General features: G+C 44.1%; 22 protein-coding genes. 9 read left to right on the top strand and 13 right to left on the bottom strand.

What is annotated here, in order from left to right; genetic code table 11:
* Positions 1 to 48 precede the first annotated feature (48 nt).
* From R1T43_RS05630 to R1T43_RS05605, 6 genes are all read right to left on the bottom strand, one after another.
* Positions 49 to 351, bottom strand: coding sequence for a DUF1289 domain-containing protein (locus R1T43_RS05630; protein WP_317353771.1), 303 nt, complete (start codon positions 349 to 351; stop codon positions 49 to 51).
* 180 nt (positions 352 to 531) lie between these two features.
* Positions 532 to 1,242, bottom strand: a complete 711-nt coding sequence (locus R1T43_RS05625) for an SIMPL domain-containing protein (RefSeq protein ID WP_317353769.1) — start codon at positions 1,240 to 1,242, stop codon at positions 532 to 534.
* A 142-nt stretch (positions 1,243 to 1,384) separates the two neighbouring features.
* Positions 1,385 to 2,179: a TIGR03915 family putative DNA repair protein gene (locus tag R1T43_RS05620; RefSeq protein ID WP_317353766.1), complete on the bottom strand. Its 795-nt coding sequence runs from the start codon at positions 2,177 to 2,179 to the stop codon at positions 1,385 to 1,387.
* Positions 2,180 to 2,207: 28 nt separating this feature from the next.
* A complete protein-coding gene (locus tag R1T43_RS05615) occupies positions 2,208 to 3,449 on the bottom strand; it encodes a putative DNA modification/repair radical SAM protein (protein WP_211071701.1) in 1,242 nt (413 codons plus the stop codon).
* Between the two features lie 302 nt (positions 3,450 to 3,751).
* The gene (locus tag R1T43_RS05610) at positions 3,752 to 6,874 is read right to left on the bottom strand and encodes a multidrug efflux RND transporter permease subunit (RefSeq protein ID WP_317353763.1); all 3,123 of its coding nucleotides are present in this window, start codon (positions 6,872 to 6,874) and stop codon (positions 3,752 to 3,754) included.
* The gene (locus R1T43_RS05605; protein WP_317353762.1) at positions 6,874 to 8,115 is read right to left on the bottom strand and encodes an efflux RND transporter periplasmic adaptor subunit; all 1,242 of its coding nucleotides are present in this window, start codon (positions 8,113 to 8,115) and stop codon (positions 6,874 to 6,876) included. The genes R1T43_RS05610 and R1T43_RS05605 overlap by 1 nt, the downstream gene beginning before the upstream one ends.
* 307 nt (positions 8,116 to 8,422) lie before the next feature.
* Between R1T43_RS05605 and R1T43_RS05600 the strand changes: the two genes are divergently transcribed.
* Both R1T43_RS05600 and R1T43_RS05595 read left to right on the top strand, forming a co-directional pair.
* Entirely contained in the window at positions 8,423 to 8,584 is a 162-nt protein-coding gene (locus R1T43_RS05600; RefSeq protein ID WP_317353758.1) for a hypothetical protein, read from the top strand.
* Positions 8,571 to 9,680 carry a LysR family transcriptional regulator gene (locus tag R1T43_RS05595; RefSeq protein ID WP_211071698.1) on the top strand — a complete coding sequence of 370 codons (1,110 nt, stop codon included), beginning with the start codon at positions 8,571 to 8,573 and terminating at the stop codon, positions 9,678 to 9,680. The genes R1T43_RS05600 and R1T43_RS05595 overlap by 14 nt, the downstream gene beginning before the upstream one ends.
* Before the next feature lie 79 nt (positions 9,681 to 9,759).
* On the opposite strand, the gene R1T43_RS05590 is transcribed toward R1T43_RS05595, so the two are convergent.
* The 7 genes from R1T43_RS05590 to ampD all read right to left on the bottom strand — a co-directional run bounded on the left by R1T43_RS05590 (position 9,760) and on the right by ampD (position 19,406).
* Complete coding sequence (locus tag R1T43_RS05590; RefSeq protein WP_317353754.1) at positions 9,760 to 10,206, bottom strand: hypothetical protein; 447 nt, start codon at positions 10,204 to 10,206, stop codon at positions 9,760 to 9,762.
* 135 nt (positions 10,207 to 10,341) lie between these two features.
* Positions 10,342 to 11,763 carry a dihydrolipoyl dehydrogenase gene (lpdA, locus tag R1T43_RS05585; protein WP_057789993.1) on the bottom strand — a complete coding sequence of 474 codons (1,422 nt, stop codon included), beginning with the start codon at positions 11,761 to 11,763 and terminating at the stop codon, positions 10,342 to 10,344.
* 128 nt (positions 11,764 to 11,891) lie between these two features.
* A complete protein-coding gene (aceF, locus tag R1T43_RS05580) occupies positions 11,892 to 13,922 on the bottom strand; it encodes a dihydrolipoyllysine-residue acetyltransferase (RefSeq protein ID WP_317353749.1) in 2,031 nt (676 codons plus the stop codon).
* 26 nt (positions 13,923 to 13,948) lie between these two features.
* Positions 13,949 to 16,624 carry a pyruvate dehydrogenase (acetyl-transferring), homodimeric type gene (gene aceE, locus R1T43_RS05575; protein WP_129739857.1) on the bottom strand — a complete coding sequence of 892 codons (2,676 nt, stop codon included), beginning with the start codon at positions 16,622 to 16,624 and terminating at the stop codon, positions 13,949 to 13,951.
* 202 nt (positions 16,625 to 16,826) lie between these two features.
* A complete protein-coding gene (locus R1T43_RS05570) occupies positions 16,827 to 17,573 on the bottom strand; it encodes an FCD domain-containing protein (RefSeq protein ID WP_057789987.1) in 747 nt (248 codons plus the stop codon).
* 319 nt (positions 17,574 to 17,892) lie between these two features.
* A complete protein-coding gene (gene ampE / locus R1T43_RS05565; protein WP_317353740.1) occupies positions 17,893 to 18,762 on the bottom strand; it encodes a beta-lactamase regulator AmpE in 870 nt (289 codons plus the stop codon).
* Positions 18,763 to 18,824: 62 nt separating this feature from the next.
* A complete protein-coding gene (gene ampD / locus R1T43_RS05560) occupies positions 18,825 to 19,406 on the bottom strand; it encodes a 1,6-anhydro-N-acetylmuramyl-L-alanine amidase AmpD (protein WP_317353737.1) in 582 nt (193 codons plus the stop codon).
* 339 nt (positions 19,407 to 19,745) lie between these two features.
* Here ampD and R1T43_RS05555 point away from each other — a divergent pair, with 339 nt between their 5' ends.
* The 7 genes from R1T43_RS05555 to zapD all read left to right on the top strand — a co-directional run bounded on the left by R1T43_RS05555 (position 19,746) and on the right by zapD (position 25,846).
* A complete protein-coding gene (locus tag R1T43_RS05555; RefSeq protein WP_211071694.1) occupies positions 19,746 to 20,276 on the top strand; it encodes a TIGR02281 family clan AA aspartic protease in 531 nt (176 codons plus the stop codon).
* Between the two features lie 18 nt (positions 20,277 to 20,294).
* Complete coding sequence (nadC, locus tag R1T43_RS05550; protein ID WP_317353734.1) at positions 20,295 to 21,149, top strand: carboxylating nicotinate-nucleotide diphosphorylase; 855 nt, start codon at positions 20,295 to 20,297, stop codon at positions 21,147 to 21,149.
* Between the two features lie 365 nt (positions 21,150 to 21,514).
* Positions 21,515 to 21,964, top strand: a complete 450-nt coding sequence (locus R1T43_RS05545; RefSeq protein WP_317353731.1) for a prepilin-type N-terminal cleavage/methylation domain-containing protein — start codon at positions 21,515 to 21,517, stop codon at positions 21,962 to 21,964.
* A gap of 64 nt (positions 21,965 to 22,028) precedes the next feature.
* Positions 22,029 to 23,237 carry a type II secretion system F family protein gene (locus R1T43_RS05540; RefSeq protein ID WP_317353728.1) on the top strand — a complete coding sequence of 403 codons (1,209 nt, stop codon included), beginning with the start codon at positions 22,029 to 22,031 and terminating at the stop codon, positions 23,235 to 23,237.
* 110 nt (positions 23,238 to 23,347) lie between these two features.
* The gene (locus tag R1T43_RS05535; protein ID WP_317353725.1) at positions 23,348 to 24,283 is read left to right on the top strand and encodes an A24 family peptidase; all 936 of its coding nucleotides are present in this window, start codon (positions 23,348 to 23,350) and stop codon (positions 24,281 to 24,283) included.
* Positions 24,283 to 24,927, top strand: coding sequence for a dephospho-CoA kinase (gene coaE, locus R1T43_RS05530; RefSeq protein WP_317353722.1), 645 nt, complete (start codon positions 24,283 to 24,285; stop codon positions 24,925 to 24,927). Before R1T43_RS05535 ends, coaE begins: the two co-directional genes overlap by 1 nt.
* Positions 24,928 to 25,093: 166 nt before the next feature.
* Positions 25,094 to 25,846, top strand: a complete 753-nt coding sequence (zapD, locus tag R1T43_RS05525) for a cell division protein ZapD (protein WP_317353719.1) — start codon at positions 25,094 to 25,096, stop codon at positions 25,844 to 25,846.
* The last annotated feature ends 33 nt before the right edge of the window (positions 25,847 to 25,879 follow it).

The following is a 25,879-nucleotide window of genomic DNA, read 5'->3' as shown; positions in this document are numbered from 1 at the left end:
CACTTTTATCATCTGCATTAACAGCTATGGTGAGGTAAGCCTCACTGTTTATGCTTTATCAATTGTCTCGGGAGGCACATCAAACATACTTATTTGACTAGGCTCTCGTACTTCTATTGGTTTTTCATTTTGGCGACGGACTCTACTTAGCGCCGCTTGCTTTCTTCGCTGACATGCCCCAATTATCTTTCGGCGAGTTCCATCATCAATCTTAAGCCAATACAGCCGCTCTTCTCGGCTGCGGTAACATCCTTTGCAATACCCTCGCACTCCAGACTCACAAACACCAATACAGGGACTAGGAATTTCAAAGAACTCCAATTGCTGTGCTGGCGGTGTTTGGTCTGTCATGTTTACCTGTATGCGCTTGCTAACACGCGTTTCGTTAAATTAAAAACACCCTCTTAATGCCACTAACGCATTGTTATTGGCAACCTAAGCTGGCCACGTAATTTAAGATAGCTTTTACATTACTCCAGTATATTTTGGGCAAACTCACCAAAATAGCAACTCTGTAATAATACACCAGTATTAATCTACCAGTGTATAGTCAATAGTCGAAACTACCCGTACCTGCTTGATATGTGGGTGATGATGGTCTCTACTAGAGATAGAAAACCGCCCCTGATTAGCCCGTTTTATTTTCCCTAACGTACTTTTTGAGTCTTGCGCGAACTTTTCAGCAACCTCTCTGGCATTAACGGTGGCTTCCTCAATCATTGCCGGCTTTACTTCATTTAAACGCGTAAATACATAGTCAGGCTGTGCCTGATAGTGTTGATTGGTTAGCACAACACCAGACTTTAATAAGCTACCTATCTGGCTCATGACTACGCGTACTTTTTCGACCTCGTTTGAAAACACGGTAATGGTTTGCACTGCGGTGTAACGAAATGGCGCTTTTTCTGTGCCGCCATATTGCTGAGCTAGTTTATCGGTAATCTCTGGCTTACCAATGGTAATACCCTCTTTGGCAATACCCTTGCTCTGTAAGAAGTTAGACACTTTGATGCTGTTTGTTTCTATCTGATTGTACAGCGCGGGTAAATCATTGCCTGCATCAACAAATTGAATAGGCCAAATTACGCGATCTGCCACGTATTCTCGTTCTGACAACCCTTTAACGGTAACTACCCTGTCCCACGTTTGCATGTCGTTTAGCGCCGAAGACACCTGTTGACCCAATATGCCAAGCGCACTCACCATGCCTAATGCCACTACCACTGCTGCACCTATCTTCATAACTCTCGTTCCAGTTTTTATTGTTGATAGTGCTAGCTTACGTTCTGTTGGAGTCGAATTTAGGGAGGAAAAAAGCCAAAATTATTGATACTTAACGATACATAATGACCAAATGTGGCCGCAAAGAGGCTGAAGAAATGTATTAGCGTTTATTCCCATCAATTATCATTTTGCGCGCTCTTGCATCCGAATTTCGAATCATATCGTCAATCAATGCTGTTTCAGGCATATTCTTCCAGTACTTTTTGGGCATTGAGCTTAACATCGCACATTTTTTGATGCGGGCGGGATTAAAAATATTAGCGTAATAAGTGAGCCAATATTTTTCGATACGGTCGTCATCAGGGAACACGCTAGGATCGGGGTTGTCTTCTAAAACTAGCTTTTCAGTATCCCAATGGGCAGCCCGGTAAGGCGTCAAAATAGACCACCGCATATTTTTAAAGCGAGTTTGGAAGAAGTCGAGTTTAATCTCTAAGCTAAAATGTTCCGGTTCATACCAAGCGATAAAGTGCTCTTGTCCGTCATGGTTAACTTCTCGAAATCTCAAAAAAGCACTTATTTTATACGCATCGCGTTTTACTGCTTTGGCTAACGTAATAAGTTGCATGACATCTTCATCAGTTTTTAACTGAATAAGATTTTTGTTTTCGAAAATAACACGCCATAACACCCGATAGCACAATGCGAAGCGGCTAGCATCTTGGTGACACAGCGCATATTTGATAAGCGTTAAGACTGACTTGGGAATGGTGTGTTTCGCTTTTGACTTACTGGCTGTTATAAGTTGTTCCCCGCCGCCAAACAAGTCGTCTTGTATAGACTCTGAAGTTTGCCAAATAATGTTTTCAGGGGGGATAGATAGCGCCAAGCATTCTCTTGATGCTGTGCGCCACTCTTCGTATCCTGGCACTGAAGTGATGGTGATTGTTTTCATCTTATTCTTACTGCTAATCCTAATTCAATTAGGCACTAAATAGCTCGAACTGCTTTGGCTGTTTGAATTGCAACTCAAAGTTATTGCTATCGAGTAAATGAATATTTGGCGAGTAGTCGCTTACGCTAATAAAAGGTTTCAGCTTTTGTAGAGGCAGGCGCATTTTAGTAAGATCCATCCAGCTAAGCTTTGCATAACGACGAATAGTCAGAATTTTTTGTACGGTGCGAGCACCAAGGCCAGGTACCCGTAGCAACATCAGTTTGTCGGCTTTATTTAAATCGATTGGAAACACATGACGATTGCGTAGTGCCCAGGCAAGTTTAGGATCATGATCCATATCTAGCATGTCATCGTGCAATATTTCATCAAGCTTGAATCCATAAAAACGCAAAAGCCAATCAGCTTGATAAAGGCGATGCTCTCGAATTAAAGGCGCTGGCTTTAGCGGTAAAACCTCAGACGCATCTGGTATTGGCGAGAATGCTGAGTAGTAAACGCGGCGTAGCTTTTGTTTACTATAAAGTTTTACGCTCGTGCCTAAGATAACTTTATCATTAGAACCATCGGCTCCTATGATCATTTGAGTAGACTGCCCACCTGGGGCAAAGCGAGGAGGACGTTTACCTGTATGCGTTTTATCTACTTTATGCTCAGCAATTTTGTCTTTCAGCGTATCCATTGCGCTATGAATAGCGCCTAAATCTTTTTCTGGTGCGTACTTGTTTAAAGAAGGTTGGGTCGGCATTTCTACATTAATGCTTAGCCTGTCGGCGTATAAGCCCGCTTCGGCCTGCAGTTCCGGCGAGGCATTGGGAATTGTCTTAAGGTGGATATACCCCTTAAACCCGTGATCGAGGCGTAAAGATTTGGCAATACGCACCATGCTTTCCATTGTAAGGTCTGGGGAACCCACAATGCCTGAACTAAGAAATAAGCCTTCGATATAGTTACGCTTATAAAAATTCAGTGTTAGATCTACGGTTTCTTTCACAGTGAAACGGGCACGTTGAACACTACTCGATACTCTATTGATGCAATAGTGACAGTCGTAAATACAGTAGTTCGTCATGAGTATCTTTAACAAAGAGACGCAGCGCCCATCAGGGGTAAAACTGTGACATATACCTGTACCACCGGTAAGAGAGCCTATGCCCGTTTTATCGGTTTTGCCAGCCTTTCGTTTACCTGCAGAACCGCTTGCACATGAAGCGTCATACTTGGCTGCATCTGAGAGGATTTCGAGTTTTTGAATCAGTTTGTCATGCATCGCAGATTTGTACTTTCTCTTAGCAAATACACAGCGTCAGTGGGTTCAGTAATCACTGATGAAAAAAGACGTGTGTATCGACAATAGCGTTTTCAGAATATAAAAACGTTATATCATGTATAAATATACAGTACAAATGCATTTTGCTATCAATAGTCTGCTACCAAAAAGCAGAGCGCAATAGGTTTGCGCCACTGCGCCCTTCTCCCCCAGCGCCTACCATAAAAAAAGGCCACTTAAATAAGTGGCCTAAAGTGCCTCCAAAGTACGAGGAGGAGGCAACGCTTGGGTAAACGGGAGAGTTAACCGTTACGTTTCAACAAATAGTAAAATACAGGAGTAAGAATTAAGCCAAACACGGTTACGCCAATCATGCCTGAGAATACTGCAACCCCCATGGCTTGGCGCATTTCTGCACCCGCGCCTGTGGAAAGCACCATAGGCAACACACCCATAATGAAGGCTATAGACGTCATTAGGATTGGGCGAAGACGCAACTTACTGGCCTCTTTAATGGCGGATAGCGCATCCATGCCGTTGTCTTGTAGCTCTTTGGCAAATTCCACAATAAGAATGGCGTTTTTAGTGGCTAGCCCCACCAACACAATTAAGCCAATTTGGGTAAATATGTTGTTGTCGCCGCCATATATCACCACACCAATTAATGCGCTCAGCAAGGTCATGGGTACAATCAATATAATGGCCAGTGGTAAGCGTAAACTTTCATACTGCGCTGCCAAGACTAAGAACACTAACAGAACCACCAGCGGGAAGATAAAGGCCGAGGCGTTGCCTGCCAATATTTGCTGATAAGTTAGCTCGGTCCATTCGTAGGTCATACCTAATGGCAGGGTTTCATCAAGAATTTGCTCTATTGCTGCTTTGGCTTGATCAGAACTGTAACCCGGCGCCGGAGAGCCATTAACTTCAGCGGTGACATAGCCGTTGTAATGCATCACTCGGTCTGGTCCTGCGCTGTGCTCAATATTTAGGAATGAACCTAGCGGGATCATATCGCCTTTATCGTTTCGCACTTTAAACTGGGTGATGTTTTCAACATCTTGGCGGTACTGAGCATCGGCCTGAACATTTACTTGATAGGTTCTACCGAACAAGTTGAAGTCGTTCACATACACCGAGCCCAAATACGCCTGCATGGTGTCAAACAAGGTGCCTATGTTTACCCCTTGGCTAACGGCTTTCTCGCGATCTACATCCACATTTAACTGAGGTACGTTAACCGTAAAGCTAGTGAAGTTACCGGTTAATGCAGGGTGCGCCCACGCTTTGCCAATCACTTCTTGGGTTACTTTTTCAAGTTCAGCAAAACCTAAGTTTCCTCTGTCTTGCACTTGTAGCCTAAAGCCACCGATGGTGCCAAGACCCATTACCGGTGGTGGCGGGAAGATAGCCACATAAGCACCTTTAATAGAGCCAAATTGCTGGTTCAATTGCATAGCAATAGCACCGGCTGATAACTCTGGGCTTTGACGCTCATTGAACGGTTTAAGCGGCGTAAACAACACACCCGAACTTGGGCTGTTGGTGAAGCCGTTTATGTTCAACCCTGGAAATGCCACTGCATCAGATACACCTGGGTGTTCCATTGCAATACGCGACATTTCACGTACAACTTCCTCGGTTCTATCTAACGACGACGCATTAGGAAGCTGTGCAAATGCAATAAGGTACTGCTTATCTTGAGGCGGTACATAACCGGTTGGTGTGTTCGCAAACTGGAAGTAGGTTAACCCTAATAAACCAGCATAAAGCACCACTACCACACCGCTTTTGCGAATAAGCCCGCCTACAGCACCAGTGTATTTTTTCGCACCGCGATCGAACATTTTATTAAATGGCGTAAATACAAAGCGGCCAAATACTTTATCCATACTTCGGCTTAGCCAATCTTTCGATTGCCCATGAGGCTTCAATAACAAGGCCGATAATGCCGGGCTTAACGTTAATGAGTTAATCGCCGAGATAAAGGTAGAAATAGTAATGGTTAACGCAAACTGCTTATAAAACTGACCGGTTAAACCGCTCATAAAGGCAGTAGGGATGAATACCGCAGCCAATACCAAGGTCGTGGCAATAATAGGGCCAGTGACTTCTTTCATGGCTTGAACGGTAGCATCGAATGGCGCTTTACCGTCGGCAATATTTCGCTCTACGTTTTCCACCACCACAATGGCGTCATCAACCACAATACCGATAGCCAGTACCAAGCCAAACAACGATAGTGCATTTAACGAGAAGCCCATCATTTGCATAAACGCAAAGGTACCTACCAATGAAATAGGCACAGCCACTAAAGGAATAATAGACGCGCGCCAGGTTTGTAAAAACAGAACTACTACTAATACAACCAATAGCACAGCTTCGAATAACGTATTAACCACAGCCTCAATTGAACCACGTACGAATACGGTAGGATCGTAAACAATGTCGTATTCCAACCCTTCTGGAAACATCTTTTCAAGCTCTGCCATGCGAGCACGCACGTCGTCAGAGATTTGAATAGCGTTAGAGCCGGGAGCCTGAAATATAGGTAATGCAGCTGCCGGATTGTTATTTAGCAATGAACGCAAGGTGTAATAATCGGCACCTAACTCAATTCGGGCTACGTCTTTTAAACGGGTAATTTGGCCATTATCGCCCGTTTTAACGATGATATTTTCAAATTCACTTTCATCTTCAAGGCGACCACGCACGTTAATCAGCAATTGAAACTCACTGGTACCCGTAGGCTGTGCACCAAGGCTACCGGCCGCTGCTTGTTGGTTTTGCTCAGAAATAGCCGTAACCACATCGCCAGGGTTCATTTGCAGTGAAGCTAACTTGTTTGGATCTAGCCATACACGCATGCTGTATTCACCAGCACCAAATAAGCGCACTTGCCCCACGCCTTCAACTCGGGCTAGTTCGTCTTTTACGAATTGGTCGGCATAGTTCGACAAATAAAGCATGTCGTAACGTTTATCAGGTGAAGTTAAATGTACTACCATGGTCAAGTTAGGCGATGACTTCTCGGTTACAATTCCTAAGCGCTGTACTTCCTGTGGCAATCGCGGTGTGGCGCGGTTAACACGGTTTTGAACCAGCGTAGTAGCATCATCAGGATCGGTACCAATAGCGAACGTAATAGTCAGGGTCATACGGCCATCTGACGTAGCTTGAGATGACATATAAATCATGTCTTCCACGCCATTAATCTCTTGCTCTAATGGCGTAGCCACGGTTTCGGCAATAACTTTGGGGTTCGCGCCAGGATAGTTAGCCGTTACCACTACCGTAGGCGGCACCACTTCTGGATATTCTGTTATAGGAAGCTGCCAAACAGCGATGGCGCCACCAATGAAAATGAGCAGGCTTAGAACACCTGCAAAAATAGGGCGGCGAATGAAAAATTGCGAGAAATTCATTAGTTAATTCCAGTACCCGCTGCGCTACCGGTAAGGGCGTCAACGTTAGCCAAATTTGTTACGTTATCTACACGAGACTGCCAGTTTTGCAGGCTTGCTAGTGCTTCTTTATCACCCATATCAACTTGGTTTGGCGCAACAACAGCACCTGGGCGTACGCGCTGAAGGCCATCTACTACAATGGTGTCGCCAGCCACTAAGCCACTTTTAATAATGCGCATACTGCCTACTTTGTCACCCAAGGTAACGGCGCGGTATTCCACTTTGTTTTCGCTGTTTACCACCAACACAAATTTGTTGTTTAGGTCGGTGCCAATCGCTTTGTCTTTAATTAAGATACCTTGTTCGTTGGTATCTCCAGCTAGTTTCAAGTGAGTAAATAAACCCGGCATTAGGCGACCGTTTTCGTTGTTGAAAACTGCGCGAACACGCAGGGTGCCAGTATTGCCGTTAACTTGGTTATCTACGAAGTCGATTTGTCCCCAATGGCCGTAATCTTGCTCATTGGCAAGACGCATAGCCACAGCTTGGTCGTTAACCGCTGAGTCGGCTTTATCATCACTACTCACGTAATTTAGGTACGTTTGCTCATCAATATCGAAGTAAGCGTAAAGCTGATGAGTAGACACGATGCTAGTCAGCTCTGACTGCCCAGCTGTTACATAGTTACCTTCAGTGATGTTTGCGCGAGAAACACGGCCAGAAATTGGCGCTTCAACACGAGCAAAACCGCGGTTCAAGCGGGCAACGTCTAACGCCGCTTTTGTTTGGTTAATGCTAGCAAAAGCTTGATTCTTACCCGCTAATCGCTCATCTAGCACTTCTTGCGAAACCGCTTGGGTTTTACGAAGCTTTACGACTCTGTCGTAGCTTTGCACAGATAAGTCGTAACGGCTTTTTGCTTCTTCAAGTTGCGCGGTTAAACGCTCAACTTCTGCTTTAAAAGCACGGTTATCAATAAGGAACAGCGTGTCGCCCTGCTCTACATATTCGCCTTCCTCAAACGCTACAAATTCAATGTAGCCTGAAACACGAGGGCGAAGCGATACGGTTTGCGGAGCTTCTAAACGGCCAGTAAAGCTGTCCCATTCAGTTAAACGCTGCGAGACCACTGGCGCAACATCTACAGGAATGCCTGCATTCGCATGCATTTGTTGGCCAGGATCCGTATCGTCGCTACCACATGCGGCGACAAGCGCTGTTAGGCTTAGAATTGCCAAAAATCGAGTTAAAGTCGTCATTGCAAGAGTCTCTAAAAGTGTGAAGGCGTGCATTATGCACATCGCAATACAATAAAAATAATTATATTTTCGTATGCAACACATCATAAAATGATATATATTGAGAAGTATGAAATTTAGGCTATTTTGCTCAAGGTGTTACATGTAATTTGGCAGCACGATATGAAGCAAATAAAGGTAGAGACAATACTTAAACGCGCCGTGTAGCGATAAACTCACGTGATAAAAAGCGATGGGTACACCGCGTGTTTAAGGAGTATTCCTTACCTCGGTTTTATATCGTACTAAGGACGAGGTGAGGAAATACGTGTCTCGTAAACGTGAAGCAGCCCTCAATCGCATGGATGCGATTGCGGAGCGCCCATGGATGGGTTTACCACGTGTTTACGGCGTATTTCCTCTGCTCGGCCTAATATACTGGTACAGAACTAATTTACGAATAACCGGAGAGACTGATGCGTCCACATGATTTAAATTTATTGATGATATTTGATGCCATCATGACAGAGGGCGCGATTACCCGAGCTGCTGATAGATTGTCGATGACCCAACCAGCTGTCTCGAACGCCCTTTCTCGCATGCGTACCGCATGGAAAGACGAGTTATTCGTAAAGGATGGCCGTGGTATCCAACCTACCTCGTTTGCCACCAACTTATGGAGCCAAATTCAAGGCCCATTAGGGCAACTTGAAGTTGCCGTCAGCCCGGCGGAATTTGACCCTGCTACGGCCAAGCGTACCTTTCGTATATCAGCCACCGATAGCATCGTTGCCATGGTGTGGGGGCCGCTTCGCAAGGTAATTGAAAATGAAGCGCCAGGTATTAATATTCACGCTATTCCCAGTTACGATTTAGGCACTGATAAGGTTTTAAAAGACGCAGAAGCTGAGCTGACCTTTTCTAAATATCATCAACCAGATGCTGTGATACGTACCGAGCACGTATTAGATCCTAGTTGGGTAGTGGTGATGCGCCCCGACCATCCGCTAGCTAAAGCACAGCTTACTCTTGAAGACTTTATTGCCGCAGATCACCTGTTGGTGTCGGTAACAGGTGATGTCACCGGCCCTACCGATCAGGTATTAGCTAACATGGGGTTAAAACGCCGTATTGCCATGTCGGTCAATCAGTTCTACAACGCCACGCCGCTGCTAAAAGAAAGTAACTTGATTTGTGTTGCGCCATCACTGGTCGTTGAGAAGGAAATTTTCTCTGGTGAGCTTGCGGTATTTGAAACACCCGTTGAAATTAAAAGCTTACCAATGTCTGTAATGTGGCACAAACGCCAAGACTTAGACGCAGGATTACAGTGGTTACGCAAACTCGTCGTGAAGTTTATTCGAGAGCGTGTAGAACGCCATGAAATGCTGCTATCTCAGTGTTGTCGAAAAGCATACTGCGCTGAGACAGTTAAGCGTTTTTTGGCGCAGCGTAATAATATGGACAGCGGCGACTTTACACCATCACATATAAAGCATGATGAAGCATTAGAGGTTGCCGAAACAGCAGATATTCTGAACTTAGATAAAGCCGTGAATGATGCGAAAGGAAAAGTAACCGCATAGTGTTTTGATAAGCGTTATTGGTGTCTCTTTGCGATAAGCCGCTATTACCCCTGTGATAGGCGGCTTTACCCTCTTAGCGTTACTTGTACTTACACCCTTTACTGGCAAGCCACGCTAATCCATCTTTTTCATCAACACAAAAGAAATAGTCGATTTCGGCTGCCAAATACACCCGCTCAAACTGACTTTGCACCAGCGCTGGAATGTCAGCGTTGTTAACCACTAAAGCGCAGGCTGACATACCGTATATTTTGCGAAGTTTAATTGAGTCTATCAGGATAGTTTCTGCTGCTGGGGTTAAAATACCCGTGCCAAGAACAAAGCCAAGAAAGCCCCATTTTTGCCCTTTAAGGCTAATAACAATATCTTTTACGTCGTTATGATATTGCTTTAAAATCTCTTCATTAACCACGCCTCGTCCGTCTACACGTAGCACACTACCTATGAGCGCAATATCATATTCGGCGTGTTTGGTTTCTGCATGAGAGGTGTTTTTTCCAATAGTATGAATGTTGCTCGGGACCATTTTGTCTCGTTTAAAACTAACTGCTAACTACCTTCACTAATAATAGGCGCTACCTTTGCATTACGCCAAGTTAGCTTCGCTAAAAATAAAAAAACCCGCCAAATGGCGGGTTTTTGCGTTAACTACTAAGCTAACTTACTTCTTTTTCTTTGCCTTAGCGTTAGGCAAATCGGTAATACTACCTTCGAAAATTTCAGACGCTAGGCCGATTGACTCGTTTAGCGTTGGGTGAGCGTGAATAGTTAATGCAACATCTTCAGCGTCTGCGCCCATTTCAACAGCAAGACCAATTTCGCCAAGCATTTCGCCAGCGTTAGTTCCTACCATTGCGCCACCAAGTACACGACCGGTGTCTTTTTCAAAAATCATTTTAGTCATACCGTTAGTGGCATCAGAGGCAATGGCGCGACCTGAAGCAGCCCATGGGAATACGGCTGTTTCGTAGCTTAAACCTTGCTCTTTCGCTTCTTTCTCGGTAACACCAACCCAGGCAACTTCCGGCTCAGTGTACGCTACTGAAGGAATACCACGTGGGTCGAAGTAATGTTTCTGTCCGGCAATAACTTCAGCAGCAACATGACCTTCGTGAACCGCTTTATGCGCAAGCATAGGTTGGCCTACTAAGTCACCGATAGCGAAGATATGTTCAACGTTAGTACGCATTTGCTTATCAACGTTAATAAAGCCACGGTCGTCAACGTTAACACCAGCAGTGTCTGCGCCAACCATTTTACCGTTTGGACGACGTCCAACAGCAACTAACACTTTGTCGTAGCGTACTTGCTCTGAAGGTGCATTTTTACCTTCAAACGTTACATACAAGCCGTCTTCTTTTGCTTCAACCGCAGTTACTTTGGTTTCAAGCATGATGTTGAATTTTTCTTTATAGTCTTTCATAAAGACTTTCATGATGTCTTTATCAGCAGCTGGGATAAGCTGATCTAAAAATTCAACAACGTCAATTTTTGAACCTAGTGCTTCGTACACTGTACCCATTTCTAGGCCAATGATACCGCCACCAAGTACTAGCATTTTCTCTGGAATATCTTTCATTTCCAAAGCGCCAGTAGAATCGATGATACGATCGTCTTCTGGAATAAACGGCAAGCTTACTGGTTCAGAACCTGCTGCAATAATCGCTTTTTCAAAAGTAATAGTAGTAACGTCGTCACCATTTTTTACTTCAAGGGTATTAGCACCGGTAAATTTACCGTAACCTTTAACGTGCTTGGTTTTACGCATTTTAGACATGCCGCCAAGACCGTTTGTTAGCTGCTTAACAACGCTGTCTTTGTATTCACGAATTTTGTCTAGGTCAATTTTTGGCTCACCAAAAGTCACACCATGGCTAGCCAAGTGCTTCGCTTCTTTCATTACTTTCGCTACGTGAAGCAATGCTTTTGAAGGAATACAACCAACGTTAAGGCATACGCCGCCTAGCACTTCACGTGAATCAACAATAACGGTCTCGATGCCTAAATCGGCAGCACGGAATGCTGCAGAGTAACCGCCAGGGCCGCCGCCCAGTACCACTAATTGCGTTTTAATTTCGCTCATTGTGAACCTCAATCCTATTTTTTGTTAGCTATCACCTTGTGCGTAATAGCATAACCTAAATACTGCCCCAAGGGCTTATAAAATCACCGAGAATGTTAATGATATAACAAACATTCTCGTATTTTGATTTAAAGTATAATTCTGCGCAAGTCAGTCAAGTTTGCCGCCACTTCTGTGGAGAACCTTGCACCTACCGCACCATCAATAACGCGATGGTCGTATGACAAGCTTAATGGAACCATAAGACGAGGTTCAAACTCGCTACCATTCCACTTCGGTTTCATATCAGACTTAGACACACCTAAGATAGCAACCTCAGGGGCGTTAACAATTGGCGTAAACGCTGTACCACCAATTCCGCCTAAGCTAGAAATAGTGAACGTACCACCTTGCATGTCTGAAGACTTCAGTTTGCCGTCACGGGCTTTCTTAGACGTTTCAATCAGCTCTTGAGACAACTGCTCAATCCCTTTCTTGTTTACATCTTTGATAACAGGAACCACTAAACCACCAGGCGTTTCAACCGCAATACCAATGTTGATGAATTTCTTGATGATCAAGCTTTCACCATCATCAGAAAGCGAAGAGTTGAATATTTCGTATTTCTCTAGCGCTTTAGCTACCGCTTTCATAACGAATACAAGTGGCGTAATTTTAAGGCCAGACTTAATTTTCGCATGGTACGCATTTTGTTCTTTACGGAACGCTTCTACGTCGGTGATATCAGCCTCATCAAACTGTGTTACATGAGGGATAGTCGCCCAGTTACGGTGTAAGAATGGACCAGAAATCTTCTGAATACGCGACAGCTTAACTTCTTCAACTTCACCAAACTTGCTGTGATCGACAGGTTTAACCGGCACAATTTGAAGTACGTTATCGCCTGCTGGGGCAGCTGCACTGCTTGCATTACCTTTAGGCTTAGCAAGCTCAGCTTTCACGTAAGCCTGAACGTCTTCTTTAAGAATACGATTCTTAGGCCCTGAGCCATTAACAAGGGTAAGGTCTACACCAAACTCTCTCGCTACGCGGCGCACAGAAGGTGAAGCATGTGCTTTGCCATTGCCTTTAGGCGCTGGCGCTTCTTGTGCTGGTACAGGTGACTTATTCTGAGCGGCTGGTTTTTCAGCCGCTTTTGGCTTCTCAGGGGCCGATTCCGCTTTCTTAGGAGCAGGTGCTGCACTTGCAGCATCGTCGCTTCCAGCGGTTTCTAGTTTGATAACTAGCGTACCTTGCTTAACTTTGTCACCGGCTTTAATGAATACTTCTTTTACTGTACCTGCATGGGTAGAGGGAACATCCATTGTCGCTTTATCAGTTTCAAGGGTAATAAGACCATCTTCTTTTTCAATGGTGTCGCCCACAGAAACTAATACATCGATAACGTCTACTTCGCCATCTTCACCGATATCAGGTACTTCAACTTCTACTACGCCGCCGGCTGTATTCTCTGAAGATTGATCTGAAGCTGCTTCATCAGAAGAAGAGTCGGCCGCAGGTGCCGCTTTTTCAGAACTTGATTGCGCAGGCGCATCGCTGCTAGCTGCTTCACCACTTCCGGCGGTTTCTAGTTTAATAACTAGCGTACCTTCTTTCACTTTATCGCCAGTGCTGATGAACACTTCTTTCACCGTACCTGCGTGAGTAGAAGGCACATCCATCGTCGCTTTATCGGTTTCTAGCGTAATAAGCCCATCTTCTTTCTCGATGGTATCGCCTACAGAAACCAATACATCAATAACGTCTACTTCGCCATCGTCACCAATATCAGGAACCGCAACTTCTATCACTTCACCGCCACCTGATGATGCTGGTGCCGCTTCTGATTTGCTTTCTTCTTTTGGTGCTTCTTTTGACTCTTCTTTAGCAGGCGCTTCTTGAGCTGGCTCATCTTTCTCTTCTGAAGAGGCTTCTTCGCCACCTGCTTTTTTCATTTCGCCGATAACATCGCCTTCTTTAATCTTGTCGCCAACAGCAACAGACAAGCTAACAATCTCACCTTCAAATGGTGCAGGAATATCCATAGAGGCTTTGTCACTTTCTACGGTAACAACGCCTTCATCTGCATCAATGGTGTCGCCTACGGCAACACATAGCTCGATAACTTCAACTTCGTCACCGCCTACATCGGGTACGATAATCTTTTGAATATCTGACATATGTAAAATACCTTATCTGCCTGAGGCTACGCGTAAAGTGGGTTTAATTTTTCAACGTTAATATCAAAACGTTTAATCGCTTCGGCAACATCTTTCTTATCGAACTCACCGCGTTGCGCCAATTCGTACAATGAAGCCACTACAATGTATGCAGCATTGACTTCAAAGTGAGTACGCAAGTTTTCACGGCTATCACTTCTACCAAAGCCATCAGTACCTAGGCAGCGGTAATCAGTATCGATAAATGCACGAACCTGATCAGAGTAGTTCTTCACGTAGTCGGTCGCAGAAATAGCAGGACCTGCATCTTTCGTGATTACCTGACCAACATAAGCGGTTTTCTGATCGGCTTCTGGGTTCAACATGTTCCAGCGCGCCACTTCTTGACCTTCGCGAGCCAATTCGTTGAACGAGGTTACCGAGTAAACGTCTGAAGAAACGTTGTAGTCATCACAAAGAATTTGTGCCGCTTTACGTACTTCATTCAAGATAGTTCCCGAGCCCATTAACTGTACATTGGTCTTGGTCTTCTTGTTTTCAACTCGTTCAAGCTTATAAATACCTTTAATGATTTGATCTGCTACGTCATCACCTTCAGGCATAGCTGGGTGTTGGTAGTTCTCGTTCATCAATGTTAGGTAATAGAATACGTTTTCGTTGTTGCCATACATGCGGCGTAAACCGTCTTGTACGATAACAGCCACTTCGTATCCGTAAGTTGGATCGTAAGTTACACAGTTCGGAATCAGGTTCGCTTGAACATGTGAATGACCATCTTGGTGCTGTAGACCTTCACCGTTCAATGTTGTTCTACCTGCAGTAGCACCTAACAAGAAGCCTCTTGCTTGGCTATCGCCTGCTGCCCATGCTAAATCGCCAACACGTTGGAAACCAAACATTGAGTAGTAGATGTAGAACGGAATCGTCGTGGCGTTACAGGTTGAGTAAGACGTACCCGCCGCTACCCACGATGCCATTGCACCTAATTCGTTAATCCCTTCCTGCAGTACCTGGCCTTTCTTATCTTCACGATAGTAAGCCACTTGGTCTGCATCTTGTGGAACGTACTTTTGGCCTTCGTTAGCATAAATGCCCACTTGGCGGAAAAGCCCTTCCATACCGAATGTACGTGCTTCATCAGGAATAATTGGCACAATACGCTTACCAATTTTCTTGTCTTTCAACAACGCATTAAGTACGCGAACAAAGGTCATAGTAGACGATACTGAACGATCGCCAGAACCTTTCAAGATTGCATCGAATGCTTTTAGTTCAGGTACTTCAAGTTGTTCTTCTGCTTGTTCTCTACGAGAAGGCAAGTAGCCGCCTAAAGACTCACGACGCTCGCGCAAGTACTTCATTTCTTCACTGTCTTCAGGGAACTTGAAGTAAGGTAGCTCTTCAATCTTCTCATCAGCGATTGGAATGTTGAAACGATCGCGGAATACTTTAAGTGAATCAACGTCCATCTTCTTCACGTTATGCGCAATGTTCAAGGCTTCACCAGAAGCACCTAACCCAAAGCCTTTAACGGTTTTAGCAAGAATAACCGTTGGACGACCTTTGGTTTCTTTCGCTTTTTGATAAGCAGCAAAGACTTTAACTGGATCGTGTCCACCACGGTTCAAGCGCCAGATGTCATCATCAGACATGTTCGCTACAAGTGCAGCCGTTTCTGGGTACTTGTTGAAGAAGTTTTCGCGAGTGTATTTACCACCCTTCGCTTTACAGTTCTGGTACTCACCGTCTACGGTTTCGCCCATCAACTGAATAAGTTTGCCTGATTTATCACGGGCAAGAAGCTCATCCCAGTAACTGCCCCAAATAACTTTGACTACTTCCCAGCCTGCGCCGCGGAATGTGCCTTCAAGTTCTTGGATAATTTTGCCGTTACCACGTACCGGGCCGTCTAGACGCTGTAGGTTACAGTTGATAACGAAAGTTAGGTTGTCTAGGCCTTCACGTGACGCAAGACCAATAGCACCTAATGATTCTGGCTCATCACACTCACCGTCACCCATGTAGCAGTATACGCGCTGTTCAGAACAGTCTTTGATACCACGGTTAGTTAGGTACTTAAGGAAACGTGCAGTATAGATGGCTTGAAGTGGACCTAAGCCCATCGATACTGTTGGGAACTGCCAGTAGTCTTTCATCAAGTGAGGGTGTGGGTATGAAGATAAGCCTTCACCAGCACATTCTTGACGGAAGTTGTTTAGCTGTTCTTCAGAAAGGTTACCCTCAATGAAAGAACGAGCATAAATACCCGGAGATATGTGACCTTGGGCAAAAATAAAGTCGCCGCCAGCATTTTCTGTAGGCGCTTTAAAGAAGTGGTTAAAACCAACATCGTATAGCATGGCAGATGACGCAAAACTACCAATGTGACCACCAAGCTCTAAGTCTTTCTTAGAAGCACGTAATACAATCATCAATGCATTCCAACGAATAGCAGCACGAATACGCGCTTCAATCGTTAGGTCGCCAGGCATTTTCGGCTCTTGCGCTGAAGGAATTGTATTGATGTACGCTGTGGTGGCGTCGTACGGTAAGTGCGCTCCGCTACGACGAGCCTTATCAATAAGTTTCTCGAGTAGATAATGGGCGCGTTCTACACCTTCCTCTTCCAAAACAGATTCAAGAGCGTCAATCCACTCTTTAGTTTCTTGAGGATCCACATCTTGGTGCATCATATCAGTCATGGTGCCATCCTATTTTTGCTTTATATATAGAGAATTCTTCCTTCGACCTAATTATCGAAAGAAGAATGACCAAATTACGTTGTACTCGCTGTGACCCTTAATGGCTCACCTGTGCTTTTTGCCTATCGCAGTAGCTAAAATTCGCTTTAAGCCTCTGCTTATATAATCACGCCTCATAAAACTGGGTAAACAAGAAGGCATGTTAAATTTCTAATCGTCGTAACGCACGTTGTACACGGGTGTCACGTTGATTAATGGTTAATAGTGTCTTTTCAATGAACGCAAGGTGCGTATTACACGCCTGACGTGCCGCTTCTGGATCCCTTGCCGCGATAGCCTCAACGATTTCTCGTCTTTGACGAGCAATATCGGCCACTGCATCGGGGTGAGTCGCTAACATGTCAAAGTTACGTTCAATGTTTTCCACCAGCATACTCTGCATGGTGCTCATTACATGTAAAAGCACCATGTTATGGGATGCTCTTGCCATAATGATGTAGAACTTACCTAGCGCTTCAGCTTGTTCCCGCTTACTTTCTTCGGGGGCTGGCGTGGGCAGTTCATTAAGCGCATTTTTCAGTGCTTCATAATCTTCAGGTTGCCCACGAAGCGCTGCGTAATACGCCGCCATACCTTCTAGGGCATGACGAAACTCAAGTAAATCAAACTGAGTTTCAGGCCGTTTACTTACCAGCGCCATCAACGGGTCTTTCATAGCTGAGTTGAGGTTGCGGTTTACAAACGTGCCGCCCCCTTGCTTGCGCTCAACTAATCCACGGGCCTGGAGATTACCAATGGCTTCTCGTAACGAAGGTCGCGATACCTCAAATTGAATCGCAAGTTCACGCTCTGGTGGCAATTTCTGACCTGCCAATAAGCTCCCATCCAAAATCATGGATTCAAGCTGCTCGGTGATAACATCGGCAAGTTTTTTTCGCTGCTGACGCATGCGTGACTATATTCCTTCGTTTACTTGAGTATGCGACTATTTTGTAAACAAGTAAGGTCTACAGTCACAATTGGTAATACCATTTTACCTATACAGTTTAAGATAGATTGAAACCGAGGTAAATACTCTCAAGCATAGCAAACTTGTAAGGAGTTGCTTGTTGTTAAGCTTTATTGTTGAATTTGTTGCAAAAATTTAGCAAAGACGCACTGGTCTGATGAGGTGAAGCAACCAGCCTGTGAGACGTGAAATGCCTGATCTATAAATGAAAAATTTATAGACCAGGATAGAATGGTAATACGTTTGTTAATGGGAATAGTTAAGCTACGGTGCCTATAACGGTAAGCGCAGAGGTAATTACGAGCAGAAAAATAACATTACGTTTTGCTAACTTGACTAACACTTTAGGTTCTACCGCGGCATTTTCCGATTGAGCTTTATATTCTTCGGGCGTTAACATCTCCGCTTTCGACGACACTCGAGTAAGTAAGTCATACGCCGAAATATTCAATGATAAGCCGTCCTTTAACCATTCAGGCAGCGCGCGGGAAAAGTGCCCCATCATCAGCATGCCAAAAGCGGTAATGCGTACCGGAATAAAATCAAGCGCATACATTAACTTACCTGCCGCCATAGACAACGGATGCTGAGATGCACAAAAACGCTCTGTGGCGCTTCTACTAAAACAGTAGAACACAGCGCCCGGTGCGCCAAATGCAATAAACCACAACATAACCGCTGCATAATGTTGGTAGTTCAGCCAAGTAAGGTGTTGCCCGAAGCTTTTCCCTTCAGCCATGGCCGTACCGTCGCTATCACGCTCGCTACCGCAATGCCCTAATTGGTCGGTGTACATACTGCAAGCCTGTAAATCGCCACGGTCTGCGGCATTCAAAAAGCATTTGTAAGTGGCGCGCAATACAGGGCAGCCTATACAGATAAACAGAATTATACTTTGTTCTATAAAGGTAAGAAAAGCACCGAACAGCCAATGCTCAATTAACCCTATTATTAGCGCTGGCAGTAACATATATAAATAGAAGGCTACAGATGACGTGTCTTCTTCTAGCCATTTTCGCTCGTAAAGCCAATTTTGATAGGCAACTGCATAACGCTCGATGTGCCATACCGGTGTTTTAGTAATAAGCCTTTCAAGACTTAATACCAGCAGTAAACTCATTAGTATCATGTTATTCCCTACCGTAGAAATGCTGAATTATGGGGTAATGGACTGGCGGTTAAGCGCCCTATTTATCTTTTTTTGTTTATGATGTTTCTTGGGGTGTCTCTTAAGATGCTATTTAAATCGAGTAACTGTCTGTAGCGTGCCCAATCGAACGCAACACCCGGATCGGTTTTTCGCCCTGGCGCAATATCATTATGGCCTACTATACGCCCTAACGAAATTTGCGGGTATTGTTGCAATATAAACTTACTCAATCTCGAAAGTTGTTCATATTGGGCATCTGTGTAAGGCAAAGTATCGGTGCCTTCTAACTCGATACCAATGGTAAAGTCGTTACAACGAGAGCGGCCTTGAAACGTTGATAACCCTGCATGCCACGCCCGCTTATTAAAGGGCACGAACTGCTCTATCTCACCGGTGCGGTAAATAACGCAATGCGCAGACACCCTAATACCTGCTATTTCTTTATAAAAAGGATGCTCATCAGGATTTAACGTACCGGTAAACAATTCACGAATGCCTGATGTACCGAACTGCGAGGGAGGCAACGAAATATTGTGAATAACCAACACGCTCACATCGTTTTCGTCGGGCCGTTCATCATAATGGGGGCAATCAATTTGCGTCGCGGGCTCGTATAACACCATATAATTTGAAAATTCGTTACGTTGTTTTCATTAATAACAGTGTGACACCAGCCGCCCACAGGCACAAGCTTAACGCACTGCGTATCTGTGCATGGTGAGAGTGAAGGTAAAGCACGCCGTGAATCCATCCATGGAGGCTCGGCTGCAGCATCCATGCTGCAGACGGCTTTATCTTCACTCTCACCTTACACTTATTAGAGCGCTAATAATTTTGAGAATAGAAAGAAATGCAGCTCCCTGCTGCACAAGGAATAAATGGTTACGAACTCTATTAGTTAGGCCGATACATTTATATGTACGTAGAAAGGCGGTATAAAGAGAACGATAAAAAGAAGTGAGATGTTTTATATGAGTGAAGATGATTCTGTGGGCGAGAGTTCTGCTGGTAAGTATATGGTGGTGCTGGCGTGGATTTGTGGGTTTGGCCTACTGGTCTATGTGTTTTCCGGCTTGCTCGATAAGCAAGTTAACCCGAATAGCGAGCCCCAGTCACAGCGTATTGGGTCTCAAACCGAAGTGCGTTTGAAGCAGAATCGGGCTGGTCACTATGTTACTTCTGGTTATATAAATGGCGAGGAAGTGGTATTTTTGGTTGATACCGGTGCTACCGATGTGTCTATTCCTGCTCATTTAGCCCAGAGGCTGCAACTACAAGCTGGTCGTAAAGGCTTAGCCAATACGGCGAATGGAACCGTTACCGTTGCTGAATCACGTATCGATACCCTTCGAATTGGCGACATTGTATTAAACAATGTTAGCGCAAACTTAAACCCCGGTATGCAAAGTGAACATATCTTGCTTGGAATGAGTGTTTTACGGCAATTAGAGTTTACTCAGCGCGGAGATTGGTTAATATTGCGTACCCTTTAATTCTAAACAGCAGCCATCATGATTTCACCCGACATTAACGCCATCCGCGAACAAGTTTCTCTCGCACTTATTGAAGATTTAGGTGGCGAGCTTAACGCGCATAACGACATTACTGCGAATTTAATAGATGAAAGCGAAAACGCGACGGCCACTATTATTACCCGTGAGCATTGTGTTATTTGCGGCGTAGCTTGGGTTGAGCAAGCGTTTGCGTTAATTGATGAGAGCCTAGAATTAGCATGGCAAGTGAAAGATGGCGATACCGTAGAGGCCGATACTACTCTGCTTACCTTAACAGGCTCGGCTCGTGCCATTCTTACTGCAGAGCGTGTAGCGCTTAATTTTCTTCAAACCCTTTCTGCTACCGCGACAGTGACGGCAAGCTACGCTAAATTGCTTGCGGGAAGCAACACTAAAATTCTTGATACGCGCAAAACCCTCCCTGGTCTTCGCATGGCACAGAAGTACGCGGTGCATTGTGGCGGCGGGCAAAATCATCGTATCGGTTTATTTGATGCGTTCTTAATTAAAGAAAACCACATTTTTTCCTGCGGCTCTATAGAGAAAGCAATAAGCCGCGCCAAAGAAATGAAACCTGGTAAGCCTGTTGAAGTAGAAGTAGAAAGCTTAGATGAATTACAACAAGCACTTCTTGCAGGGGCTGACATCGTTATGTTGGATAACTTTACCAACGAACAGATCCAAAAGGCAGTAGCGCTAACCCAAGGGCAATGTAAACTGGAAGTGTCAGGTAACATTACCGATGAACGGTTATCGTCTCTAGCAACACTGGGTGTAGACTATATTTCATCTGGTGCACTAACCAAGAATGTGAAGGCAATTGATTTATCGCTAAGAGTGAATTTAGCGTAAAACAGATTTGTCGATTAGCTTGCGTTAAGTTCACATGTAACAGTTCAAATGACGTGCTTGGGTATAAAATTACTTTACTACTTTATAGGCACGTTTCACCGGTTTCGTTCTAGGTAGTATAGTTATCTATACGTACGAAAGTTGTAAATTTATACCAAAGTTCAACAACATAGGGCTGCAAAGCCCTTTTTGAACGTGTCATACTGAAAAAGTCAGACATAGGTATTTTTCTGCATACTTGTCACTGACCAATAAATTTATATACTTAGATTCAAGTACCAGGGGCGTTTAAGGACGACTCGGGTATAAACGTCAATTTGAATTACATTTAAACTTAACGTGCTATACACGTCCCGGAGAAAACCATGATGAACATGAATAATAAAAACCAAAAGGGTTTCACCCTAATCGAATTAATGATCGTTGTTGCCATTATCGGTATTTTGGCGGCAATCGCTTTACCTGCTTATCAAAATTATGTGAAGAAAGCTAGATTCTCAGAGCTTCTTAATGCATCTGCCGCAGCTAAAACCGCTGTTGAGGTTTGTTACCAGTCAAATGCTGCTTTAACAAACTGTAATTCTGGAACAAATGGGATCCCTACGGCTATAACTGCTTCAGGTGATATAGTTGGAGTGTCGACAGCTGCAGGCGTTATATCGGTAGCTACGCATGCTGACCACTCTAGCTTGGCTAGCACAACTGCTACATTTACTCCTACTGTAACAAGTAATCGTTTAACTTGGACAATTACTTGTAGTGACGATTCACTTTCTAACAGCTGTACAACTGCAGCAGCAACACCTACCACCTAATCATATTTGATTGAACAGCCCAGTGAATACTGGGCTTTTTTGTCTAGCTAAATGGAAACTCAAAATGGCAAAGGCAACATTAGTATTTGAATGGCAGGGGAAAGATAGAAAAGGTAATAGCCAAAAAGGCGAACTCTCCGCTATCAACATTACTGAAGCTAAATCTCTATTGCGCAGACAAGGGATTTCCGCAAACAGAGTCAGAAAACAAAGCGCCTCACTGTTTAAGCGTAAACAAAAAATCAAAGCTGCAGATATATCGATAGTATCTCGCCAAATTGCAACAATGCTCTCAGCGGGCGTTTCTTTAATTCAGTCCTTAGAAATGATTTCACAAGGTCATGCAAATCCAGCAGCCCGGAAACTCCTATCGGAGATAACTGACGAAGTTCGCGCAGGTAATCCACTTTCTTCAGCGCTACGTAAACACCCAGACTATTTTGATGATTTATACTGTGACTTAGTTTATACCGGTGAACAATCCGGTGCTTTAGAAACTATTTACGACCGAATAGCAACTTATAAAGAAAAAGCGGAAGCCCTTAAATCTAAAATCAAAAAGGCCATGTTTTATCCTATTGCTGTGGTTGTTGTAGCGCTTATTGTAACCACCATATTATTGATTTTCGTAGTTCCTCAGTTTGAAGAAATATTTAGCAGTTTTGGTGCGGAACTCCCAGGATTCACTCTATTAGTACTGGGAATTTCAAATTTTGTACAAAGTTATGGGATATTTATTGGTGCAGTCTTAGCGATTATAGGTTTTATGTTTTCGCGAGCCCACAAGAAAAGTCAAAACTTTCGCGATAGGGTTGATAAGGTCGTACTTAAAATTCCAGTGATAGGGGAAATACTCAAAAAAGCTAGTATCGCGCGATTTACTCGTACCCTTGCAACTACATTTGCCGCAGGTGTACCGCTAATCGGCGCACTGGAATCGGCAGCCGGCGCATCCGGTAATGCGGTATTCAGAGATGCTATATTATATATAAGAAAAGAGGTCGCGAGTGGTATGCCCATGCATACATCGATGCGCGCCACCAATGTATTCCCTGATATGGTGACGCAGATGGTCGCCATTGGTGAAGAATCTGGTGCTGTAGATGCGATGTTAAGTAAAATTGCTACCATATATGAAGCTGAAGTGGATGATATGGTCGATGGCTTAACCAGCTTATTAGAGCCAATGATCATGGCTGTGCTTGGTGTGGTAATTGGCGGCCTTATTATCGCCATGTACCTTCCCATATTTGAAATGGGTAATGTGGTATAACCTTTTACGCCAGCTAGCACTTTTTTGTTCGTGCACTACACATGATTAGGCTTGCCCAGCGCAGGCCTTTTTTGCATTATTAACTAAAATAAAAAAGAGAACGCTATTTTATGGAAGCGATATTGCTTACCAGCCAATTATATCCGTGGTTATTCTATCTATTTGTTTTTGTGGTTAGCCTAATGGTAGGAAGCTTTTTAAATGTGGTTATTCATCGCTTGCCTATTATGATGGAAAACAGTTGGAAGCAGGAATACGCCAGTTACTTTAGTGAAACAGATAGCGATGCAAAAGATAGCGATACAGCCAGTAGCAAGAAAAACGCTGTTCTAGATGCTAGTACACAAATTTCCCCTGAAACGTTTAATTTGGCCAAGCCAGATAGCACCTGCCCTAGTTGCGGTCACAAAATTCGGGCATGGGAAAATATTCCGATCGTTAGCTATTTATTCCTTCGCGGGAAATGTTCAAACTGTAAAACCCCTATTTCTATTCGCTATCCGTTAGTAGAGTTATTCACTGCACTAACCTGTACGTTCGCCGCCTATTATTTTGGCCCAAAGCCGCAAGCAATATGGGCGGTGATATTTACTTATATTCTTATTGCCCTAATTTTTATTGATTTAGATAAAATGCTGCTTCCAGACCAACTTACTCTACCCTTACTTTGGCTTGGTTTAATACTTAGCACCCAATCCATTTTTGTTGGACCAGTTGACGCCATTATTGGTGCTGCCGCCGGATATTTAAGTTTATGGTCTGTATTCTGGTTGTTTAAAATAGTCACCGGAAAGGAAGGTATGGGATATGGCGACTTCAAAATACTAGCAGCACTTGGCGCCTTCACTGGCTGGCAGGGCTTGCCTATCATCATTTTACTGTCTTCAATTGTAGGGGCCATTGCTGGCATTGCTATTATGCTATTCCAAAATAAAGGCAAATCATTAGCTATCCCCTTCGGGCCATATCTTGCCGTCGCAGGTTGGATAACCCTGTTTTATAAAGACACGATTATTACCCACTATATAAAATGGGTGCTACAGTAATGGCTGCAAGTAAAACAACAGAAGCAGAAAAGAAAGTGCCTTCGAACACAAATGATAAAATAGTCGTTGGCCTTACTGGCGGAATAGGTAGCGGGAAGTCTGCCGCTACAAGTCAATTCGCAGCGTTAGGTATTGATATTATCGATGCCGACGAAGTGGCTCGAGATGTTGTTATTCCCGGAAGCGAGGGGCTAGTTAAAATAACCGAGCACTTTGGGTCCGATATTTTGTTAGAAGATGGCACCCTTAACAGAGCTGCTTTACGAGAACGAGTTTTTAATAGCAGCGAAGAAAAGCAATGGCTCAATCAATTGTTACATCCGCTTATTCGCAAAACTATGCTGCAACAAATAGCTGATGCGACCAGCCATTATTGTATATTATCGGTTCCCTTATTGGTTGAGGGCAACCTCACAGAATTATGCGACCGCGTAATTGTGGTAGATTGCCCCGAGTCTATGCAGCTTGAACGAGCCATGCAACGCGATGGCAGTACCAAGCAAATTATTGAAAGTATTATGGCATCGCAAGCGACGCGAAAAGAACGATTAGCTGCTGCAGATGATGTCATCGATAATAGTAAAACCCTCGATTTTCTGAATGAGCAAGTACTCACCCTACACAGTAAGTACACCGGTGAGTAACTGGTAAATACAGTGCAAATAACGAAAATTCTCCGTAAATCTGGTTTAACTGCAACTTTTTTCCTTAAAACTCGTCAAAAGTTTAATTGATTATGAAAGTAGGCTTGGCTTAGGGCAGTTCATGCATTAGGCTTTAGGGTTAAGTCTATGTGTTTTAAGGATATCCATGAGCGAAGCTGTATTCGAATTTCCCCTAAAGGAAAAAGTGCGTAACTATCTGCGCGTAGAGCAGCTTCTTGGGCAGTTAAAGAGCACCGCGAAATCTGACAGTGTGCCACTGCAAATGGTTTTCTTTGAGCAGTTGTTTGAATTACTCGATTTGATTGAGCGATTAGATTTGCGCTCAGACATGAGCAAAGATTTAGATGCCCATGAAAAAAATCTCGTTTACTGGTCACAACACCCCAAAATTGACAGTGCCGCATTAGATCAAGCACTTAAAACGATTGTTAATCTCAAGCAAAAGCTAAAAACTGACCGCCGCTTTGGCAGTGCGCTTAAAGAAGATAAGCTGCTAAGTGCCATTAGGCAGCGTTTCGCTATTCCAGGTGGTTCATGTAGTTTCGACCTACCCAATCTTCACTTTTGGCTACAGCAACCCGCCGAGGTTCGCCAACAAGAAATCGGGCAATGGCTCGACACCTTGAGCTTACTAGACGACACCATAGCCGTTAGCTTGTCTTTTATTCGAGAACGCGGGCAATTCAAAACGGTTACCGCTGACAACGGCTTCTACCAAGGTGCTGCTGAAGATAAAAACGAGCTTATCCGTATTAAGTGCCGTGTAGATGAAGGCTACTATCCTACCCTTAGTGGTAATAAATACCGCTACGCCCTACGCTTTTTATGGTTTTCTCCTGTACAAGGCCAAAACGCCGCTGTCGAATCTAATATTCAGTTTAAACTGGCAGCCTGTTAAACTACTCCCATTGTAATTTTACTGTACCACTTT

The sequence above is a fragment of the Alteromonas sp. CI.11.F.A3 genome (assembly GCF_032925565.1).
In the GTDB taxonomy this organism is placed as follows: Bacteria; Pseudomonadota; Gammaproteobacteria; order Enterobacterales; family Alteromonadaceae; genus Alteromonas.
This window is presented reverse-complemented; position numbering and strand designations above follow the sequence as displayed.

Coding starts and splice junctions, on each gene's coding strand:
- R1T43_RS05630 (WP_317353771.1), bottom strand. CDS start 351: ATGACAGACCAAACACCGCCAGCACAGCAATTGGAGTTCTTTGAAATT.
- R1T43_RS05625 (WP_317353769.1), bottom strand. CDS start 1,242: ATGAAGATAGGTGCAGCAGTGGTAGTGGCATTAGGCATGGTGAGTGCG.
- R1T43_RS05620 (WP_317353766.1), bottom strand. CDS start 2,179: ATGAAAACAATCACCATCACTTCAGTGCCAGGATACGAAGAGTGGCGC.
- R1T43_RS05615 (WP_211071701.1), bottom strand. CDS start 3,449: ATGCATGACAAACTGATTCAAAAACTCGAAATCCTCTCAGATGCAGCC.
- R1T43_RS05610 (WP_317353763.1), bottom strand. CDS start 6,874: ATGAATTTCTCGCAATTTTTCATTCGCCGCCCTATTTTTGCAGGTGTT.
- R1T43_RS05605 (WP_317353762.1), bottom strand. CDS start 8,115: ATGACGACTTTAACTCGATTTTTGGCAATTCTAAGCCTAACAGCGCTT.
- R1T43_RS05595 (WP_211071698.1), top strand. CDS start 8,571: ATGCGTCCACATGATTTAAATTTATTGATGATATTTGATGCCATCATG.
- R1T43_RS05590 (WP_317353754.1), bottom strand. CDS start 10,206: ATGGTCCCGAGCAACATTCATACTATTGGAAAAAACACCTCTCATGCA.
- lpdA (WP_057789993.1), bottom strand. CDS start 11,763: ATGAGCGAAATTAAAACGCAATTAGTGGTACTGGGCGGCGGCCCTGGC.
- aceF (WP_317353749.1), bottom strand. CDS start 13,922: ATGTCAGATATTCAAAAGATTATCGTACCCGATGTAGGCGGTGACGAA.
- aceE (WP_129739857.1), bottom strand. CDS start 16,624: ATGACTGATATGATGCACCAAGATGTGGATCCTCAAGAAACTAAAGAG.
- R1T43_RS05570 (WP_057789987.1), bottom strand. CDS start 17,573: ATGCGTCAGCAGCGAAAAAAACTTGCCGATGTTATCACCGAGCAGCTT.
- ampE (WP_317353740.1), bottom strand. CDS start 18,762: ATGATACTAATGAGTTTACTGCTGGTATTAAGTCTTGAAAGGCTTATT.
- ampD (WP_317353737.1), bottom strand. CDS start 19,406: ATGGTGTTATACGAGCCCGCGACGCAAATTGATTGCCCCCATTATGAT.
- R1T43_RS05555 (WP_211071694.1), top strand. CDS start 19,746: ATGTTTTATATGAGTGAAGATGATTCTGTGGGCGAGAGTTCTGCTGGT.
- nadC (WP_317353734.1), top strand. CDS start 20,295: ATGATTTCACCCGACATTAACGCCATCCGCGAACAAGTTTCTCTCGCA.
- R1T43_RS05545 (WP_317353731.1), top strand. CDS start 21,515: ATGATGAACATGAATAATAAAAACCAAAAGGGTTTCACCCTAATCGAA.
- R1T43_RS05540 (WP_317353728.1), top strand. CDS start 22,029: ATGGCAAAGGCAACATTAGTATTTGAATGGCAGGGGAAAGATAGAAAA.
- R1T43_RS05535 (WP_317353725.1), top strand. CDS start 23,348: ATGGAAGCGATATTGCTTACCAGCCAATTATATCCGTGGTTATTCTAT.
- coaE (WP_317353722.1), top strand. CDS start 24,283: ATGGCTGCAAGTAAAACAACAGAAGCAGAAAAGAAAGTGCCTTCGAAC.
- zapD (WP_317353719.1), top strand. CDS start 25,094: ATGAGCGAAGCTGTATTCGAATTTCCCCTAAAGGAAAAAGTGCGTAAC.